We start from the raw sequence: 15,962 nt of genomic DNA on the forward strand, positions 1-15,962 counted from the left end.
CGTGACAAAGGAGGGAACCATGTTCAAAGGACCCCAAGGGTTCGGAAGGATGATGAACATCCTGATGTGCGCGATCATGTGCGCCGTGCTCAGCATCGCCATCCCCCTCATCATCGAGGGAGCCACCGGCGCCCAGGGACTGCTCAACCCCATAGGCTTCGTCCAGAGCTTCGTGCTGAGCTTCTGCATAGCCTATCCCTTCGGCGATCTCGTGCCCGCCGTCGCCTGGGGCGGCACCCTGGCGGCGCGGATGGGCGCGAGCGGCCCGGTCGCCTACCTTATCCAGTGCGTCGTGACGGCCGTGCTGCTCATTACCTGCATCGCCTTCACGGTGTCGTTCGTCAACAACATCGCAACGCCCGGCGGCATGGGTGCCGTCACGGGATTCTTCGCCATGATCTGGCCCGGCGCGCTCGGCTTCGGCTTCCTGGCCATCTTGCTCACGCTCGGCCCCTGCATGAAGGTCGCCGCCAAGGCAACGGGCTTCGACCCCGCCGCTGCGGCCGCAGCCGCCTAGGGATAGACGCGCGGCCCGGCCCAAGGAGGGCGATCCGGCCGCGAAGATCCGAGAGAAGGGATGCACCCCATGTGCTTCAGACCTGCCGCCGTATCGGCGGATCGACCCTGCCCGTCCTGCGGCGCCACCTGCGCGCCAGGGCTTTCCGCCTGCCCGTCCTGCGGCGCCGAGCTGCCGGCTGGCGCCGCGCCGGGGATGCCCGCGGCGCCCGGCGCGCCCGGAGTATCCGCGGCGCCGGGCGTTCCAAGCGCGCCCGCGGCCCCAAAGGCCCCCGGCGAGCGCTAAGACCGCAGCCTACGCGACGACGCCCTCCCCGCCGATCGGCGGGGAGGGCGTCGTCGCGTAGGGGAGGGCACCGAATAAGCATCGACGCTCTCTTCTCCGGTTTATTGCCGGTAGCGGCAATAAACCGGAGGTCTCCTACGCCGTTCCCGTAGTTTCTTGCCGATGGGGCGCCTTTCCGTTTCCGAGATTGTCGAAGCCTGGGGCCTGTCCGAGCAGAGCGTTCGGAGCTACCCCGCCAGGTGCCGTCAGGCGGGCGACGGGGCTAGTCGTCGAGCGCGTCTTCGAGGCGGCGGCGGTTCTTGATGGCGTCGCGGAACAGGGCGGCCGTGAAGACCAGGGACAGCACGAAGGCCAGCCCGAAGTAGACCACGCCGATGGCGACGTCCCCGCCCCAGGCCACCGAGGCCAGGCCCACGATCTGCACCTCGGCCAGCACGCGCATCACCACGCTGAGCACGGCCACCACCGCCCCGCACGCCAGGGACGTGGGCAGCACCAGGTCCCACGGGACGCTGTCCACCTGGGCGAAGCGGGCGTGCTCGCTCACGATGCCGCGGCGCGCCTGGAGCGCGAGCGGGACGAAGCAGGCAACCAGCAGCACCCCCACCAGCAGGGCGTTGGGGGAAACCACCTCCGCGCCGGCCGCCGTGAGCAGCGGCACCTCCGTCACGCAGGACACCTGCTCGAGCATCACCTCGTAGTAGATGCACAGGACCACGCCCGCCAGCAGCAGGTAGTAGCCGATCCTCAGGTAGCGGGCCGACTCGGCCTCCAGGCGCTCGTCCTTGGGGCCCAGGTACTCGTTCCAGCGCTTCATCAGGCTCATCGCAGATCCTCCCTAATCCCAGAACAGGTCGTCGAGCGTCACGCCGAGGGCGCGGCAGATGGCACGGCACAGCTTGAGGCTGGGGTTGTAGCGCCCCGCTTCGATGAGCCCGATGGTCTGGCGCGTAGCCCCCACCTGCTCGGCGAGCTCGGCCTGGGACAGCCCGCGCTCCATCCGCACCGCCTTCATCCGCATGTTCTTCCCGTCCGCCAACCGATCCTCCTGGTGTGCAATATATATCTGACAATTGCAAAGTATATATTGCATTGCGACGCTGTCAAGAGGAGGGAAAGGGGACGTTGGCGCGATGGGCGCGGTTCTCGGAGGCAAATTGGACAAAATCGTCGGTTTGACGACGAGGCGGAGGCGCGCCCGCTCGCCACTCTCGGCAAAACCCCAGGTCGCGTTCCACGCTCCCGCGCCAGAGGGCGCCCAGGGTCGCCGAAACCGGGGCAAAACCGGCTCCGATCGTCGTCAAACCGTGGATTTTGGCCAATTTAGACGCGGAAACTGCGCGGCAGCGCCGTGGACGAGCAGGCCGCGGCGACGCGGGCCAAGGCTCGCCGGGCAAGCTGGCGCCGCGAGCAATGCGGCAGGCGCCCGGGTCGCAGGCGGGCGTCAGACGGCCGCGCTGGGCCGGCCGACCGGGCGGGCGCCAGGCGGCATCGGCCGCCGCGCGGTGCCCCTCGCGGGTCGCCGCGCGGCGCAACTGTGGGATTTGGGCGAGGGGCCCGAGGCGAGCAACACGGAGTGGTAGAATTTTCGCGATTATGGTGCGCGGGGCGCGAGGACGCCGCGCGACAAGCTCGAGAGGAGCCCATGGGTTCGCAGAATCCCCACAGCAACGGGCGACCGCACGAGGCGGCCCGCCCGCAGACGCCCTACGACGCCTGCTACGGCACGCCCGGCGCGCGACCGCAGACGCCCGGGGCCGACCGGCGCGCCGCCGCGCGCCCGCAGCAGCCCGGCCCCGCCGCCGGCCCGAGCGCCCCGGGGCCCTCCTCCACGCCGCCCGGCATGTCGGAGGAGGACTTCGAGCAGCTCTGCCGCCAGATCAGCGAGACCGTCGACCAGGTGTCGCAGGCCGTGGGGCGCGGCCTGGGCCAGGCGGGCAGCGCCCTCGGCGGCGTCATCAGCCGCGCAGCGGAGCGTCAGCGCCAAGCCGCCGCCGCGCGCGAGGCCGCCGCTCCCCCGCCGGGCGCGCAGGGTACCGCCCGCGCGTCCGTCCCCGGTGCCGCCCCCGCGCAGGGCAGCCCCGCCGCCTCCGCTTCCGCCCCCTGGGCCGCCGCCTCCACGGCGCTCAGCGCCCGGGCGGCCGAACGTCAGCAGCTCGCGCAGCTCAAGGCGCGCTTCAAGTCCCCCGTCGGCCTCACGGCCGCGGGCGCGGCGCTCACGTTCCTCGGTGCCTATGGCGTCGTCAGCCTCGGCTTGGGAGACGTCTTCTTCACGCTCGGGTCGATCGCCGCCGGCGAAACCGGCTGGCTTCCCGCCTCGCTCGCCATGGGCGCGGGGGCGGCGCTGTGCGTCTGGCCGCTCGCGGCCGGCATCCGGCGCCTCGGCACGGCGCGGCTCGCCCAGGCGTTCCGCCGGGCCTTCAGCCAGCGCGAGGTGTGCACCTTCAAGGAGCTGGCCGTCCAAGCCCAGGTCAGCGAGAAGCGCGCCCTCGCCGCGAGCCGCCGGATGCTGCGCCACGGGCTGCTGCCCCAGGGCCACATCGACGACGAGGGCACCTGCCTCATGGTCACCGACGACGTCTACCGCCAGTACCGCGCCGCCCAGGCCGCCTACCAGGAGCGCTGCCTCGCCCAGAGCGCCGCCGAGGACGAGGCGCGCCGGCAACGGGCCCAGCGCGAGGCCGACGACGCGCTGCCCGCCGACGCGCGGGCGGTCATCGACGAGGGCACCCGCTCCCTCACGCGCATCGCCGAGCTCAACGACGCCATCGCCGACGCCGCCGTGAGCGCCAAGATCGCCGCCATCGAGGACGTGGTGGCGCGCATCCTCGACCGCGTGCGCGACGAGCCGGAGTGCGCGAGCGCGCTCGACCGGCTGGCCGGCTACTACCTGCCCACCACCATCCGGCTGCTCGAGGCCTACGACGACCTGGAGGAGCAGCCGGTCCAAGGCGAGCACATCTCCCGGTCGCGCCATCAGATCGAGCGTACCCTCGACACGCTGCGCGGCGCCTACGAGAAGCTCCTCGACGAGACGTTCCGCTCCGTGGCCATGGACGTGTCCGCCGACATATCCGTCCTCCACGCGGTGCTCGCGCAGGAGGGCCTGAGAGAGCCCCTTCGACCAGACACCCGGCGCCCCGCGCCCCGCCCAGGACGCCTAGGCGCCCGAGAAAGGAACCGCCATGACCGACGAGATGGCCAAGATCAGCTCGCTGCCCGTCCCCGAGCTCACCCTCGACCCCCTGGCCGCCGAGGCCCCGGCCGCCCCCATCCTCCAGGCCGAGCCCGCCCAGTCCCCGGCCGCGGCCCCCTCCCTCGAGGACATGCTGAGCGAGGAGGAGCGCGCCCAGGTGGACGCCTTCGCGGGCCAGATCGACCTGGCCGACTCCCAGCTGGTGCTCACCTACGGCGCCGGCGCCCAGAAGAAGATGGCCGACTTCTCCGAGACGGCCCTCGACCGCGTGCGTACCCAGGACCTCGGCGAGGCCGGCGACCTCATCGCCAGCGTGGTGACGGAGCTCAAGAGCTTCGACGCCGACGAGGAGAAGGGCCTCTTCGGGTTCTTCAAGCGCCAGGCCGACAAGGTGACCGCCCTCAAGGCGCGCTACGACAAGGCCCAAGCCAACGTCGACAAGATCGTGCGGGCGCTCGAGGGCCACCAGGTGACCCTCATGAAGGACGCCGCCATGCTCGACCAGCTCTACGAGCTCAACCTGGCCTACTTCAAGGAGCTCACCATGTACCTCCTGGCCGGACGCAAGCGCCTGGCCCAGGTACGCGACGGCGAGTTGCGCGAGCTGGCCGAGCAGGCCCGCGCCACCGGCCGCACCGAGGACGCCGAGGCCGCCCAGCGCCTGGAGGCCGCCTGCAACCGCTTCGAGAAGAAGCTCTCCGACCTCGACCTCACCCGCACCATCGCCCTGCAGATGGCCCCGCAGATCCGCCTCGTGCAGAACAACGAGGCCCTCATGATAGAGAAGATCCAGACCACGCTCGTCAACACCATCCCCCTGTGGAAGAGCCAGATGGTGCTCGCCCTGGGCCTGGCCAACAACGAGGCGGCCCTGCGCGCCCAGGCAGCCGTTACCGACATGACCAACGAGCTTCTGCGCAAGAACGCCGAGAAGCTGCGCCAGTCCACGGTGGAGGTCGCGCGCGAGAGCGAGCGCGGCATCGTGGAGGTGGAGACGCTGCGCATCGCCAACGACAACCTCATCCAGACCTTCGACGAGGTCATGCGCATCCAGGAGGAGGGCCGCGCCAAGCGTGCCGAGGCCGAGGTGGAGATGCGCAAGATGGAGGCCGAGCTCAAGGAGAAGCTCCTCTCGTTCCGCGGCTAGGCCCCCGCTGCAACAAGCGGCGCCCTGGGACCGTGCCCCGGGCGCCCCGCCTCGCTTCCTCTTTTTCTTATGATGTCATAAGAACACTTGTTTGTAAACAAGTTTGCTGATATAATCGTAAACATGTTTACAGGAGGTGACGGTGATGACAACGCGAACCTTTTCGAGTCGGGCGGACGAACGGCAGCTCTCCTTCGCCGAGGCCCTCTCGCGCCGTGAGTACGGGATGTCCTACGGGCAGTACTGCGGAACCGTGCTCCTCAGCTCCATTGAGGCAACCGGGACGCTCCCCCATGTCGCAAAAGCACCAGAAGACGAGAGGAAGCAGGCAGCGGCCTCCCTCATAAAGGGGTTCTCCGCCCGAGCGCGTAACCCTGAGGTGGCACGCCTCTCCGACGAGGACATCCGCGAGCTCATAGCGAGCCGCTATGACTAGGCGCCTGCTCATCGACACCAACATCCTCCTTGACGCGGCGATGGGCGAGCGCCCTGGTTGGGAGGCGGCGACGCTCCTTATCGACGAACTGGCCTTTGAGGACGTCATCGGCTACGTCTCGGCCCTCTCGCTCAAAGACGTCTACTACGTCCTCACGAAGTACGCCGACGAGCACGCGGCGCGCTCCTTCGTCCTCGCCGCCATGGACTTGCTCACCGTCGCAAGCGTGGACGGTGCACTCTGTCGGCTCGCCGCGCTCTCAGACGAGCCGGACTTCGAAGACGGCATCATCCGAGCCTGCGCCGAGAGCCTGCCGGTCGACTTCATCATATCGCGGGACGAGAAGGCGTTCGCGCACTCCCCCATCCGACGACTTTCCGCCCAGGAGTACGTCGACCTGTTCTGCGTGACGGAGGAAGTGGACTTCCCCGACTGACACGGCAGGTAACGGCCAGCCCATACAGACGGCGCCCTGGAACCGTGCCTTAGGCGCCCGGGCCCCCGAGGGGCCAGGCTTTCGACGCGGGGCTGATATGCGAGGCTCTCGCCTCCAAGCCAACGGCACAACCCCACGGCACCACGGACAACGAACTACCGGTCAACGCCAACGAAGAAACGCCAACGGCTGAGTGGTTTCCCGAAGGGAGGATGCCCCGTGCCCGGAACGCAGCGCGCCGTCAGGCGCGACCTTCCGCCACGTCCAGGTCGACGGAGAAGACCTGGGTCTGGTTGGCCAGGTCTATCTCCAGCTGAAGAGCGGCTATCTGGTCCGAGAGCGCCTCGTAGTCGGCCTGGGCCTCGGCCACGTCGTAGTTGGCGTAGCGATACTCGACCGGCGCCCCGGCGGCGCCGTAGTAGCCCTCGCGCAGCCGCTCGCGGGGCTGGCGGGCGCGCAGCTCGGCCACGCGGTCGCGCTTGGCCGAGAGCTGGGCCAAGGCGATGAGCGCCTCGTCGATGGTCAGCCCGCTCTCCGGCAGCACGGTGCGCTGGTTGAAGCCGTGCAGGGCGTGGCGCACGGCCAGCACCGCGCGGTCGATCGCGTCGATGCGCTCGCGCGTCGCGCGGTAGTCGTAGGCCGGCGGCTCGTCGGCCTCGCCCTCGGCGCGCACGTAGGTGCAGGTATCGGCCTCGGTGCCCAGGAGGTGCTCCTTGTCGTCCTGCAGGCGGCGCAGGTACTTGCTGGCGCTGGCGGAGGTGAAGTCCACGGCATGCTCCCTATCGTTCACGGCAGCCGGTGCGCATCGGCGCGCGACGCGGCGCCTCCTCGTCGGTTGAACGCATTCTAGGCAGGACGTCTGGCGTACGCTTTGGCGGGGCCGCGGCTGTTGCGCGGGCATTACCGACCTGGCACGAAACGACAGCCTACGCAGCGACGGACGCTAGCGAGGGCATGGCGAGGCCACCCGGTAGCGGGACGCCGGCGGCGGGCACGCGCCGAGAGTCCTGCCCCCCAGGCCGGAAGACGGATCGTCAACGACCGCCCCGTTCCCGATCGCGTAGCCGCCTGCCTTCGCTAGGATGACAGGCGACACGAGACGGAAGGAGGGCCGCGGTGAGCGTCACGTTCGGCAAGCGAGGCTGCGAGGCCCTGCTCCGCAAGCACCCCGGGCTCAAGGCACGCGTGGCCGCCGCCGTCGAATCCCAGATCGCCCACGGGCTGTTCAAGTCGAAGTTCGCCACCACCGAACGCTGGGAGGGCCAGCCCATCTGGGAGTGCCGCGTCAACGAGGCCTCCGCCGGCTCGGTGCGCGCGGCCTTCAGCGTCCGCGACGGGACAGCCGCGGTGATCTACCTCTCCCCCACCCTCCAGAAGCGCGCCTTCACCGCCGAGCTCAACCGGTTCCTCAGGAGGCGTCCATGAGGCTCATGCCCGTCAAGCAGGCCCAGGCTCGGTTCATGGGCGCCCTCGGCGATGCGAGCCTGAGCTCAATCGCGCTGCTCACGTTCAAGAAGGATCGATCGGTCGCCCTGGAGCGCGACGCTGCCGGCGCCTGGGAGCTCGTCGAGGACGGCTTCGAGCGCGCCCGCATTCCGCTGCCGGCCGGCGGCGCGGGAAAGCGCCTGGTCAAAGATGCCTTCAAGCGCGAGTTCCCCCGCAGCAACAAGCTCTACGTCGACGAGCGCCGCTGAGGGCCCGCCGGCTGGGCCACGCTGCGCCGGGACGCTCCGGGCCGACGACGCCCCGACCGCCAACGACGCGCCCGACCGCCGCCGACGACGCGCCTCGCCCTCGCCGCGACGCCTCCGACCGCCGACGACGCGCCTCGCCGCGCCGCGCCGCGCTCCCAAGGCCGCCCAGGGCCCGCGGCCGTCCCCAGCCTCCACGCGAAGGGGGCGCGCCGTCATCGGACGCGCCCCCTTCGCCAGCCACGGTGACGACCTGACGCCGCCGCGCTACTCGTTCTCCTTCAGCACGCGCTCGTAGGGCTTCGTGCCCGCATAGATCTCGTCCTTAAGCGGGTTCAGGTGCAGCTTGCGGATGCGCGCGAGCTGGTAGATGGCCAGCGCCGCGTTGGCCGCCAGCGCCAGGGCGCTCACCACGAAGAACGCCGTGGGGTTGTGGGTGGTCGGGATGGGCGCCAGCACGTCGGCGAACTGGGGCACCGTCATCACGAACATGATCCACAGCGCGAGGGTCTGCGCCCGGTGCTGCAGCCAGGCGCCCCGCTTGATGAGGAACGTGGGGATGGTGCAGGCCAGAAGCAGGGCCAGCCCGCAGTAGGCGGAGTGGTCCGAGATGCAGTTGTAGGTGTAGGCGAAGTTCCACAGGTCATAGGCGATGACCCAGGCCCAGATCATGTCGGGCCAGATCATGTCGCGCGCCGGATCCTTGGAGATGATGATGCCGAACCACCCGCAGATGGTGAGGATGTTGAGGATGCCGGCGATGCCGTTCATGATGTTCCACGGCCCCGATATGGTCCAGAGGTTCTCGACCACGCCGCCCTCCCACAGCGCGAAGCTGAACACCTGGAAGTCGCGCGCCACGGCCTCGGCGATGTTGATGGCCAGAATGAGCGGCGGGAAGCACAGCGCCCACTTCTTCTCGTAGAGGTGGTGCACTGTGCCGTCCGCGCCCGTCCACTTGACGAAGCGCAGGGCGATGAACCCGAGGCACCCGGCCAGGGCCGAGTAGGTCTTCACCCAGTTGAACCACGTGCCCGTGCCGTACTCGTTGCCCGGCGCCGCCGTGGTGGGCCACACGAACACGGTGAGCGCGAGTGGCACCGCCGCGAACAGAACGATTCCGCACCACAGCTTCACGCGCCCCAGCTCGTTGAACGCCATGAGCGCAAACAGGACGAACAGCCAGATTGCCCAGTAGATAGGGTCGGCTGCCTCGTAGAGAATGCCCATCTTCCCGCCTCCTTGTCATCGTTTTGCCTGATGAGGACAGACTACGGCGCGTCTTGCGCGCAGTCTTTCACAGATGCGGGCCAATTGTGAAGGCATGCTCGCCCAAAGCAAGCGAGAAAGCTGCCTGAGCAGGCCGATGAACAGCCATCCGGCGGCGTATAATGGCGCGATCAGCCCGTCATCTCCGAGAAGGGAGCCCCATGCCCCCGCTCTCCCTCTACTCCGGCCGCGACCCGCGCGAGGCGGCGGCCGCCGAGCGCCCCTCCCGCCGCACGCTCGCCGAGAGCCGCAGGCTCACCGGCACGCCCGGCGTCATCCTGGCAGCCGCGCGCAAGCTCTTCGAGCGCGACGGCGTGCGCGCCACCACGGTGACGGCCGTCGCACGCGAGGCCAACGTCACGCGCGAGCTGGTGTACTACCACTTCGGGAACAAGAACGGGCTCATCGAGGCGCTCATCGACGACTACGTAGAAGACCTCGTGGAGAGCGTCATCGTCTGGAACGAGTCGCGCACCTTCGGTGACACGGCCGGCTCGCTGCGCGCCTGCGTGCGCACGTTCCGCTACGCGCTCTACGACGCCGAGGGGCGCCCGCGCCCCATGATCGCCGTGCTCGAGGAGCTCGGCATCCGCGACGCCTTCGACGTGCGCGCCACCAAGGAGACGGCGGCCTGCCTGAACGACCACGTCGCCAAGGAGTACGCAGCCTGGCACCACCTGGAGATCGAGCTCGTCTACGAGATGTTCTGCCTGGTGGTGTTCGGCCTGGTGGGACTCGTGAAGGTGAATCCGCGCATCAGCGACGAGGATCTCATGAAGGTGGTCGAGCAGACGCTCCGGCTGGACATGACGCCGCTCGACGCGCCCTCCCCCGCCGTGCCGGCCGCGGCGCCGGCCGCAGACGGCGGCACGGCACCGCGGCGCGCAGGCTAAGCGCGCTCAGGGATGAGGCCCTGGCGGTAGGCCGCGAGCAGCTGCTCGAGGTCGGCCACGCGCTGCTTGAGCCCGGCGCCCGTGTCGGTGTCGGCCACCAGCGTGCGCCGCTCCACCCGCTCCACCACGCGCCGCGACGAGTGAATGTCGAGCCCCCGCTCCACGGCCGCCTCCGCCGACTCGAGCGGCTCGTGGGCCGCCAGCACGAAGCCGTAGGAGTTGGAGATGAGCGTGTAGCCGGCGATGCCGGTGGTGGGCTGGTAGGCCCGCGAGAACCCGCCGTCGATGGTGAGCACGCGCCCGCCGCACTTCACCGGATCCTCGCCGTCCTTGGCCTTCACCGGTACGTGCCCGCAGATGATGCGCGAGGCGTCCGGGTCCATCCCGAAGTCCTCGAAGATGACCGCCATGGCCTCAGGATCGTCAAGCAGCGCGTAGAAGGGGTTCTTGACCTCCTTGCGCGCCTCCTTCTCGGCGATGAGGTAGAGCTCGAAGGTGGCCATCTTGCTCTTGGCGAACAGGGGCGAGCAGGGGCTGAGCCACAGCCACCACAGAAGGTCGCGGCAGCGGCGGCGCTCCTCGGCATCGGTGCTGAAGAACGCCGCGCGCACCGATCGCTCGAGCACGTCGTAGAGCTCGCGGCCCCGGTAGCGCACGCCGAACACGTCCGCCTCCTTGAGCGAGCCGTCAGCGTTGAGCGGCACGCAGGCGTGGAAGAGCAGGTTGGAGTTGCACACCTTATAGAGGCTGCCGGCCTCCAGGAACAGGCGCATATGGCGCTGGAGCTTCTCGCTGCCGACGAAGGCCTGTTCCAGCCGCTGCATGACGGCCTCCTCCTCCGGCGTGAGGCGATAGGGGTCGGCCGGGTCCACCGTGGGGAACACGCGGTCGGTGAGCGCGTAGGTCACGCCGTCCACCTCGACGGTGCCGCGCTCGTGGTCGATGCGGTGCAGCAGCTTGCGGTCGTCCAGGCCGAAGCCGGGGTTCTCGTCGATGAGCTGGCCCTCCACCTTGAACTGGATGATGGCCATCGCCTTCTGGATCTTCACGTTGAGCTCGCGCTGCTGCTCGGTGAGGCCCGGATCGCCCTTGAGCCCGAAGGCCACGCAGGGGTCGTCGCGGTAGGCGTCCATGGCGAAGGAGGCGAGCGGCAGAATGTTGATGCCGTAGGCGTCCTCGAGGATGGAGAGGTTGCCGTAGCGCGCGCAGTTGCGCACCACGTGCGCGATGCAGCCGCGCTGGCCGAGCGAGGCGCCCATCCACACGATGTCGTGGTTTCCCCACTGGATGTCGAGGCAGTGGTAGCCGGCGAGCGTGTCCATGATGGCGTCGGGCGCCGGCCCGCGGTCGTACACGTCGCCGACGATGTGGAGGTGATCGACGGCAAGGCGCTGGACGAGCAGGCAGAGCGCCTCGACGAAGGCCTGGCCGCGGCCGGTGCGGATGACGGCGTCGATGATGGCGCGGTGGTAGGCCGCGCGGTCGACGGCGTGGTTGTTCTCGGTCATCAGCTCCTCGAGGACGTAGGCGAACTCGGCGGGCAGCGCCTTGCGCACCTTCGAGCGCGTGTACTTGCCCGACGCCTGCTTGCAGAGCGCCACGAGTCGCTCGGCCGCCGTGGACACCCAGGCGTCCTCGTCCGGCGCGGCAGGCAGGTCGAGCCGCATCTTCTCGCGCGGGTAATAGACGAGCGTGGCCAGGTCGCGCTTCTCCTGCGCGGTGAGCACGTCGCCGAAGGCGTCGTCGATCTTGAGGCGCACCGAGCCCGAGCCGTTGCGCAGCAGGTGGGAGAACGCCTCGTGCTCGCCGTGGATGTCCGAGGCGAAGATCTCGGTGCCCTTCGGCAGGCTGAGCACGGCGCTCAAGTTGATGATCTCGGCCGATGCGTCGGCGATGGTGGGAAACGACTGGGACAGCAGTCGCAGGTAGCGCAGGTCACGCTCGTCCATGGGAGCCTCCTCGGACACGGCGGGAACGGTCGTCGCCCTCATTGTAGCGCCGGCTCGCCGCCCGCCCGCAAAGCACCCCGGCAGGCGACCGCCCCCCATCGGGAGGCGGAGCGGGTTAGAAATCGACGACGAACTGCAGCCTCCTGCGCATTTCCACCTCAACCTGCTCTTCCATCGAGACTGCGGCCAACAGTTGACACCGGGACAAAGTGGCGTCTATCTTTGAGGCGAGCTTTCCCGACATGAACGACGAGACCGAGCTGTCGACGTTCAGACTGTAGTGCGCGGTTCTTCCGAGGCCTTCTTCGCAACGCGTCTTGATGAGGAACTCTATCTCCTTGTCCTCCGCAAACCAGCGCAGCGGAGGAACACAGGCAGCCGGCACATCCTCAAAGGTCTGGTGAAACTCCAAGGTCAGCTCCTGGCTTTGCTCCAACTCCCTCGCCAGCTCTCCGCAGCTCTCCGCCGATAAGCCCTCCCTAGCTCCTTTCTTCTCCTTTTCCCCTTCTTCTTCGTCGCCTCAGCGCGCGCCGTCAGGCCGCGTGCCTTACGTTCTACCGTTTTGCTATAACTCTCCAAACGGCATTCCCTGGCACCGAGCGCGTGGGCGATGCTCCTCAGCTCCGTCACTTGGTCTTGATGGAGAATCTCAAAGAACTTCGCCAAATTGAGGTAGCGCCCATCGTCGAACGGATCGACGAAGTATGCCGAGTCGCACACCGGCCTTGGGAAGAAAGTCAGCCCGCTCATCTCGATCGCGGACTCGTAGAGGTGCAAGACCTCAAGATCGTCATCGTCACTGAACCAGCCGATGGCCCCCTCACAGACCTCCACGCCCTTTCGCGTGTCCTCATCGACGACGATGATCATCTTGGGGAGGTCGTAGTCGGGCGCAAGGTAGTCTGCGGGGAAAACGGGGCGATAATGCTCTAGCATCAATCGACGAGACTTCTCCCGGACGGCTTCCGTCGCGTTCTGGGCGCCTTCAGCAGCCGCCTCCGCTAGCGCCGCAGCTGCCTCCGCCGCGCGATCCCTCCCCTCAGCAACCGCCTCCCCTGCGGTTCCCATCGCCATCCTCGCCTTCTTGGCAAGGACATCCGTGGCACGGCCCACGTGCCTTCGTGCATCTTCGAGCATCCCATCACCTTTCCCCAGCGGCAAGTTCGCTTTCATTCTAGAGGATTACCGGCACCGGCCGCCTTCCGGAAGCGCGAAACAGGCAGCGAATGCTTCCCCGCCCCGCCTCCCCCTATGCTATAGAATGAGCCCGACAACACCTTCCCGGAAAGGGGATCCCATGAACGCCGCGTTTCTGCACCGCTGCACCCACGTGCTCGACAAGGAGAAGACCATCCGGTTCTACGAGGAGGCGCTCGGCTTTCGCGTCGTGCGCGAGATGGGGCCTGACGACGGCTCGTGGACGAACACGTTCATGGAGGCGCCGGGCTGCCCCTTCCAGCTGGAGCTGACCTGGAATCGCGGGCGCGTCGAGCCCTACGCCAACGGCGGCCCCGACCAGCACATCGCGTTCGCCGTCGACGACTTTGACGCCGCGCACGCGCTCCACGAGAAGATGGGCTGCATCATCCGCGAGAACCCCGCCATGGGGCTCTACTTCATCGCCGACCCCGAGGGACAGTGGATCGAGATCCTGCCCCGCGAAGAGCGCTAGCGCAAGGCAGGCGAGCATGACCAGCAGAAAGGGAACGGCGAAGGCGCGGCAGCGGGCGGCGTTCGAGGCCGGCGCGGGCGACTTGGGAGACCTGTTCGCCCGCGAGGAGCGCCGCCGTGTGGAGGCGTCCGCCGCCCGCGAGGCGGCCCTGCGCCTGCGCGCCTGCGAGTCGAAGAACCGCTATGCCAGCCTCGCCGACGCCGAGGAGGCCATCGCCTCCTGCGCCGCCTACGGCACCCGCGGCCTCCACGCCTACCGCTGCCCCCACTGCAACGGCTGGCACCTCACCTCCAAGCCCGCCCGCCCCTAGCGCGTCAGCTGGCGGTCTCGGATTCGCTGCAAATGAATCCCAAACTAGAGAACATTTGTTCTTTTATGTGTTACAATCCAGTTCACCAAGCATGAAGAACGGGAGCTGTGAAATGACGCATGAGAACGCATCCTCGCAAATAGTGCTTTTCGAGTCATCGGATGGTGAGATATCGCTTGACGTTACCATTGACCTGGCGAAAAACGAAATCTGGCTTAATCGTGCGCAGATGGCCGCATTGTTCGATCGCGACGTCAAAACCATAGGCAAGCACATCGCGAACGCCTTGAGGGAAGAGTTGTGCGACACCTCGATTCCAACTGTCGCAAAATTTGCGACAGTTGGAATCGAGGGAGAAAGAACCGTCGAGCGCCAGGTAGAGCACTACAGCCTTGATGTCATCATATCTGTCGGGTATCGCGTGAAGTCGCAGCGCGGCGTCGAGTTCCGCCGTTGGGCCACCGATGTGCTGCGTCGCTACATCATCGAGGGTCGCGTCGAGAACGAGCGACGCCTCGCCCAGCTCTCCCAGGTCATATCTGTCATCGAGCGCATCCCCCGCGAACTTGAGTCTGAGCAGATTCTCAGAATCGTCCGAAGCTATGCGCCGGCGCTTTCGCTGCTCGATGACTACGACCACCAACGCATCTCCCGACCAACTGGAACGCACGGCACCTACGTCCTCGGGTACGACGAGTGTCGAAACATCATTGATAGCATGGGGTTTTCCGAAGCCAGCACCGTCTTCGGCATCGAGAAGGACGACTCCTTCAAAAGCAGCATAGCAGCCATCTACCAGTCCTTCGACGGCCGAGAACTCTACCCGTCAGTTCAGGAGAAGGCGGCAAACCTGCTCTACTTCATCGTTAAGAACCACTCGTTCCATGACGGGAACAAGAGAATAGCGGCGAGCGTGTTCCTCTACTTCCTCGACAAGAATCATCTGCTCTACGCGCAAGGCAGGAAGCAGCTCAGTGACGAGGCCCTCGTCGCCATGACCATCATGATCGCAGAGTCGCGACCAGAGGAGAAGGAGGCCATGGTATCCCTTGCCATGAACTTCCTCTCGCCTGTGGGCGCCGGGGCAGACCCAGGAGGCTCGGCTTTTGCTTGCTAGCTCAGCCAAAGCTGGAGGTAGGAAGCGGTGCAACAGGCGGCGAAAGCGGCGATGACGAGGGCGAACAGGGCGTTGGCGACGGGCGAGCGCAGACGCGCGAACCCTTCGCAGACGAGCGGGAACACCACCCAGACGTAGATGATGGCCACGAGCCCGATGAGCACGTCGTTGACGAGCCAAGCCTGGCCGAGCACGTTGAAGGGCAGCTGCGAGTTGTCCCAGTAGGGATAGGTTCCCGACGCATCCGGCTGGTTGACGAGCAGGCCGATGCCCAGCTCAAGCACAAGGCTCAGCGCTACGGCGAAGGCGAACGACTCGAGCAGGGCGCCGACCAGCGTGCGCCGGCGCATGACGAAGCGCTCCTTGAGCGGCTCGATGACGAGCGTCATCACCACCGCACCCACGCCATAGATCCAGTAAGGGTGGTACCACGGATCGGTCCAGACGGGATAGCCCTCGGAGACGATGCCGAAGCAGCGGTCCATGAACAGGCAGTAGGGAATCTCCAGCCAGTGGCCGACGATGGTGCCGGCGCAGAAGCACACGATGAGCGCGCGCCAGAACGGCCAGGTATGCGGCGCGAAGTAGCCCACCTCGTCTGACTTGGTGATTCTCTGGTGGCATCGTCTGGCCATGGGCTCGTCTCCTCGTCAGCCCGCGCGACGCGGCCCCGCAGCCGCCCCTGGCGGGCAACCCCACCATACCGCGCGCAGCAAGCGGGGCGAGGCTGCCGCGCGACGCCATTGACGACCCGCTGCCGCATCGTTACCGGAACGCCGCGGAGGGCGGGCGGCGGGACGGGGAAAGCGGGCGGCAGGAAGCAGGAGGCTGTCCGGCGGGACGGGGTGGCGGAGGACGACGGAGGCGGGACAGGAGACAGGGGGCCGGCGGGCGAGGCGGAGCAGGAGACAGGGGCGGGACAGGAGGCGGGAGGCTAGCGGGTGTCATCCGGCGCAACCGGCGCGCCTGAAGACCGGGGAGCATTGCCAGACAGGGTGTCGTGTCCTATGCTGGGCAGATTGGCAGACAGCGGAAGGGGGGCCT

18 protein-coding genes and 1 pseudogene are annotated in these 15,962 nt (G+C 67.7%); 11 read left to right on the top strand and 8 right to left on the bottom strand.

The features are described 5' to 3' along the window. Window positions 1–19 precede the first annotated feature (19 nt). Window positions 20–517, top strand: a complete 498-nt coding sequence (locus tag AC6I0Y_RS06405; protein WP_160707871.1) for a hypothetical protein — start codon at window positions 20–22, stop codon at window positions 515–517. A gap of 547 nt (window positions 518–1,064) precedes the next feature. On the opposite strand, the gene AC6I0Y_RS06410 is transcribed toward AC6I0Y_RS06405, so the two are convergent. Both AC6I0Y_RS06410 and AC6I0Y_RS06415 read right to left on the bottom strand, forming a co-directional pair. Continuing rightward, complete coding sequence (locus AC6I0Y_RS06410; RefSeq protein WP_497730223.1) at window positions 1,065–1,628, bottom strand: hypothetical protein; 564 nt, start codon at window positions 1,626–1,628, stop codon at window positions 1,065–1,067. A 12-nt stretch (window positions 1,629–1,640) separates the two neighbouring features. Further along, window positions 1,641–1,841, bottom strand: coding sequence for a helix-turn-helix transcriptional regulator (locus tag AC6I0Y_RS06415; RefSeq protein WP_497730225.1), 201 nt, complete (start codon window positions 1,839–1,841; stop codon window positions 1,641–1,643). Between the two features lie 1,524 nt (window positions 1,842–3,365). Here AC6I0Y_RS06415 and AC6I0Y_RS06420 point away from each other — a divergent pair. The 4 genes and pseudogenes from AC6I0Y_RS06420 to AC6I0Y_RS06435 form a co-directional block, all read left to right on the top strand. After that, window positions 3,366–3,815, top strand: a pseudogene (locus AC6I0Y_RS06420) (5-bromo-4-chloroindolyl phosphate hydrolysis family protein); the annotation flags it as partial. 172 nt (window positions 3,816–3,987) lie between these two features. Beyond that, window positions 3,988–5,145, top strand: a complete 1,158-nt coding sequence (locus AC6I0Y_RS06425) for a toxic anion resistance protein (RefSeq protein ID WP_497730227.1) — start codon at window positions 3,988–3,990, stop codon at window positions 5,143–5,145. A 145-nt stretch (window positions 5,146–5,290) separates the two neighbouring features. Beyond that, window positions 5,291–5,581, top strand: coding sequence for a hypothetical protein (locus AC6I0Y_RS06430; RefSeq protein ID WP_497730229.1), 291 nt, complete (start codon window positions 5,291–5,293; stop codon window positions 5,579–5,581). Then, window positions 5,574–6,017 (top strand): PIN domain-containing protein, encoded by a 444-nt coding sequence (locus AC6I0Y_RS06435; protein ID WP_497730230.1) that lies wholly within the window; start codon window positions 5,574–5,576, stop codon window positions 6,015–6,017. Before AC6I0Y_RS06430 ends, AC6I0Y_RS06435 begins: the two co-directional genes overlap by 8 nt. Window positions 6,018–6,258: 241 nt before the next feature. Here AC6I0Y_RS06435 and AC6I0Y_RS06440 read toward each other — a convergent pair whose 3' ends face one another. Beyond that, a complete protein-coding gene (locus AC6I0Y_RS06440) occupies window positions 6,259–6,786 on the bottom strand; it encodes a hypothetical protein (RefSeq protein WP_160710442.1) in 528 nt (175 codons plus the stop codon). Window positions 6,787–7,133: 347 nt separating this feature from the next. On the opposite strand from AC6I0Y_RS06440, the gene AC6I0Y_RS06445 reads away from it, so the two are divergent. Beyond that, window positions 7,134–7,442, top strand: a complete 309-nt coding sequence (locus AC6I0Y_RS06445; RefSeq protein WP_160710443.1) for a hypothetical protein — start codon at window positions 7,134–7,136, stop codon at window positions 7,440–7,442. Then, window positions 7,439–7,711, top strand: coding sequence for a hypothetical protein (locus AC6I0Y_RS06450; protein WP_160710444.1), 273 nt, complete (start codon window positions 7,439–7,441; stop codon window positions 7,709–7,711). Before AC6I0Y_RS06445 ends, AC6I0Y_RS06450 begins: the two co-directional genes overlap by 4 nt. A 264-nt stretch (window positions 7,712–7,975) precedes the next feature. On the opposite strand, the gene AC6I0Y_RS06455 is transcribed toward AC6I0Y_RS06450, so the two are convergent. Next, on the bottom strand, window positions 7,976–8,938 hold the full coding sequence (locus tag AC6I0Y_RS06455; protein WP_160710092.1) for a DUF5692 family protein: 963 nt from the start codon (window positions 8,936–8,938) through the stop codon (window positions 7,976–7,978). 200 nt (window positions 8,939–9,138) lie between these two features. Between AC6I0Y_RS06455 and AC6I0Y_RS06460 the strand changes: the two genes are divergently transcribed. Beyond that, window positions 9,139–9,870 carry a TetR/AcrR family transcriptional regulator gene (locus AC6I0Y_RS06460; RefSeq protein ID WP_160710093.1) on the top strand — a complete coding sequence of 244 codons (732 nt, stop codon included), beginning with the start codon at window positions 9,139–9,141 and terminating at the stop codon, window positions 9,868–9,870. On the opposite strand, the gene AC6I0Y_RS06465 is transcribed toward AC6I0Y_RS06460, so the two are convergent. The 3 genes from AC6I0Y_RS06465 to AC6I0Y_RS06475 form a co-directional block, all read right to left on the bottom strand. Further along, entirely contained in the window at window positions 9,867–11,819 is a 1,953-nt protein-coding gene (locus AC6I0Y_RS06465; protein WP_160710094.1) for a fructose-1,6-bisphosphatase, read from the bottom strand. The genes AC6I0Y_RS06460 and AC6I0Y_RS06465 overlap by 4 nt on opposite strands. A gap of 115 nt (window positions 11,820–11,934) precedes the next feature. Next, complete coding sequence (locus tag AC6I0Y_RS06470) at window positions 11,935–12,231, bottom strand: hypothetical protein (protein WP_160710095.1); 297 nt, start codon at window positions 12,229–12,231, stop codon at window positions 11,935–11,937. A 2-nt stretch (window positions 12,232–12,233) separates the two neighbouring features. Beyond that, entirely contained in the window at window positions 12,234–12,956 is a 723-nt protein-coding gene (locus tag AC6I0Y_RS06475) for a hypothetical protein (RefSeq protein ID WP_160710096.1), read from the bottom strand. A 160-nt stretch (window positions 12,957–13,116) separates the two neighbouring features. Here AC6I0Y_RS06475 and AC6I0Y_RS06480 point away from each other — a divergent pair, with 160 nt between their 5' ends. The 3 genes from AC6I0Y_RS06480 (at window position 13,117) to AC6I0Y_RS06490 (ending at window position 14,918) form a co-directional block, all read left to right on the top strand. Continuing rightward, window positions 13,117–13,491 (top strand): VOC family protein, encoded by a 375-nt coding sequence (locus AC6I0Y_RS06480; RefSeq protein ID WP_497730235.1) that lies wholly within the window; start codon window positions 13,117–13,119, stop codon window positions 13,489–13,491. 16 nt (window positions 13,492–13,507) lie between these two features. After that, window positions 13,508–13,801: a hypothetical protein gene (locus AC6I0Y_RS06485; RefSeq protein WP_497730237.1), complete on the top strand. Its 294-nt coding sequence runs from the start codon at window positions 13,508–13,510 to the stop codon at window positions 13,799–13,801. A 112-nt stretch (window positions 13,802–13,913) separates the two neighbouring features. Continuing rightward, window positions 13,914–14,918 (top strand): virulence RhuM family protein/type II toxin-antitoxin system death-on-curing family toxin, encoded by a 1,005-nt coding sequence (locus AC6I0Y_RS06490; RefSeq protein WP_201751032.1) that lies wholly within the window; start codon window positions 13,914–13,916, stop codon window positions 14,916–14,918. Here AC6I0Y_RS06490 and AC6I0Y_RS06495 read toward each other — a convergent pair. Continuing rightward, window positions 14,915–15,553 (bottom strand): putative ABC transporter permease, encoded by a 639-nt coding sequence (locus AC6I0Y_RS06495; protein ID WP_497730238.1) that lies wholly within the window; start codon window positions 15,551–15,553, stop codon window positions 14,915–14,917. The genes AC6I0Y_RS06490 and AC6I0Y_RS06495 overlap by 4 nt on opposite strands. Between the last annotated feature and the right edge of the window lie 409 nt (window positions 15,554–15,962).

It is taken from the genome of Adlercreutzia sp. St.1H8, from assembly GCF_059728655.1.

What these genes read in the sequence shown, in the direction of transcription:
- AC6I0Y_RS06435 (WP_497730230.1), top strand. Translation starts at nt 5,574, where the DNA reads ATGACTAGGCGCCTGCTCATCGACACCAACATCCTCCTTGACGCGGCG.
- AC6I0Y_RS06485 (WP_497730237.1), top strand. Translation starts at nt 13,508, where the DNA reads ATGACCAGCAGAAAGGGAACGGCGAAGGCGCGGCAGCGGGCGGCGTTC.
- AC6I0Y_RS06460 (WP_160710093.1), top strand. Translation starts at nt 9,139, where the DNA reads ATGCCCCCGCTCTCCCTCTACTCCGGCCGCGACCCGCGCGAGGCGGCG.
- AC6I0Y_RS06455 (WP_160710092.1), bottom strand. Translation starts at nt 8,938, where the DNA reads ATGGGCATTCTCTACGAGGCAGCCGACCCTATCTACTGGGCAATCTGG.
- AC6I0Y_RS06475 (WP_160710096.1), bottom strand. Translation starts at nt 12,956, where the DNA reads ATGCTCGAAGATGCACGAAGGCACGTGGGCCGTGCCACGGATGTCCTT.
- AC6I0Y_RS06430 (WP_497730229.1), top strand. Translation starts at nt 5,291, where the DNA reads ATGACAACGCGAACCTTTTCGAGTCGGGCGGACGAACGGCAGCTCTCC.
- AC6I0Y_RS06465 (WP_160710094.1), bottom strand. Translation starts at nt 11,819, where the DNA reads ATGGACGAGCGTGACCTGCGCTACCTGCGACTGCTGTCCCAGTCGTTT.
- AC6I0Y_RS06495 (WP_497730238.1), bottom strand. Translation starts at nt 15,553, where the DNA reads ATGGCCAGACGATGCCACCAGAGAATCACCAAGTCAGACGAGGTGGGC.
- AC6I0Y_RS06410 (WP_497730223.1), bottom strand. Translation starts at nt 1,628, where the DNA reads ATGAGCCTGATGAAGCGCTGGAACGAGTACCTGGGCCCCAAGGACGAG.
- AC6I0Y_RS06425 (WP_497730227.1), top strand. Translation starts at nt 3,988, where the DNA reads ATGACCGACGAGATGGCCAAGATCAGCTCGCTGCCCGTCCCCGAGCTC.
- AC6I0Y_RS06480 (WP_497730235.1), top strand. Translation starts at nt 13,117, where the DNA reads ATGAACGCCGCGTTTCTGCACCGCTGCACCCACGTGCTCGACAAGGAG.
- AC6I0Y_RS06405 (WP_160707871.1), top strand. Translation starts at nt 20, where the DNA reads ATGTTCAAAGGACCCCAAGGGTTCGGAAGGATGATGAACATCCTGATG.
- AC6I0Y_RS06490 (WP_201751032.1), top strand. Translation starts at nt 13,914, where the DNA reads ATGACGCATGAGAACGCATCCTCGCAAATAGTGCTTTTCGAGTCATCG.
- AC6I0Y_RS06450 (WP_160710444.1), top strand. Translation starts at nt 7,439, where the DNA reads ATGAGGCTCATGCCCGTCAAGCAGGCCCAGGCTCGGTTCATGGGCGCC.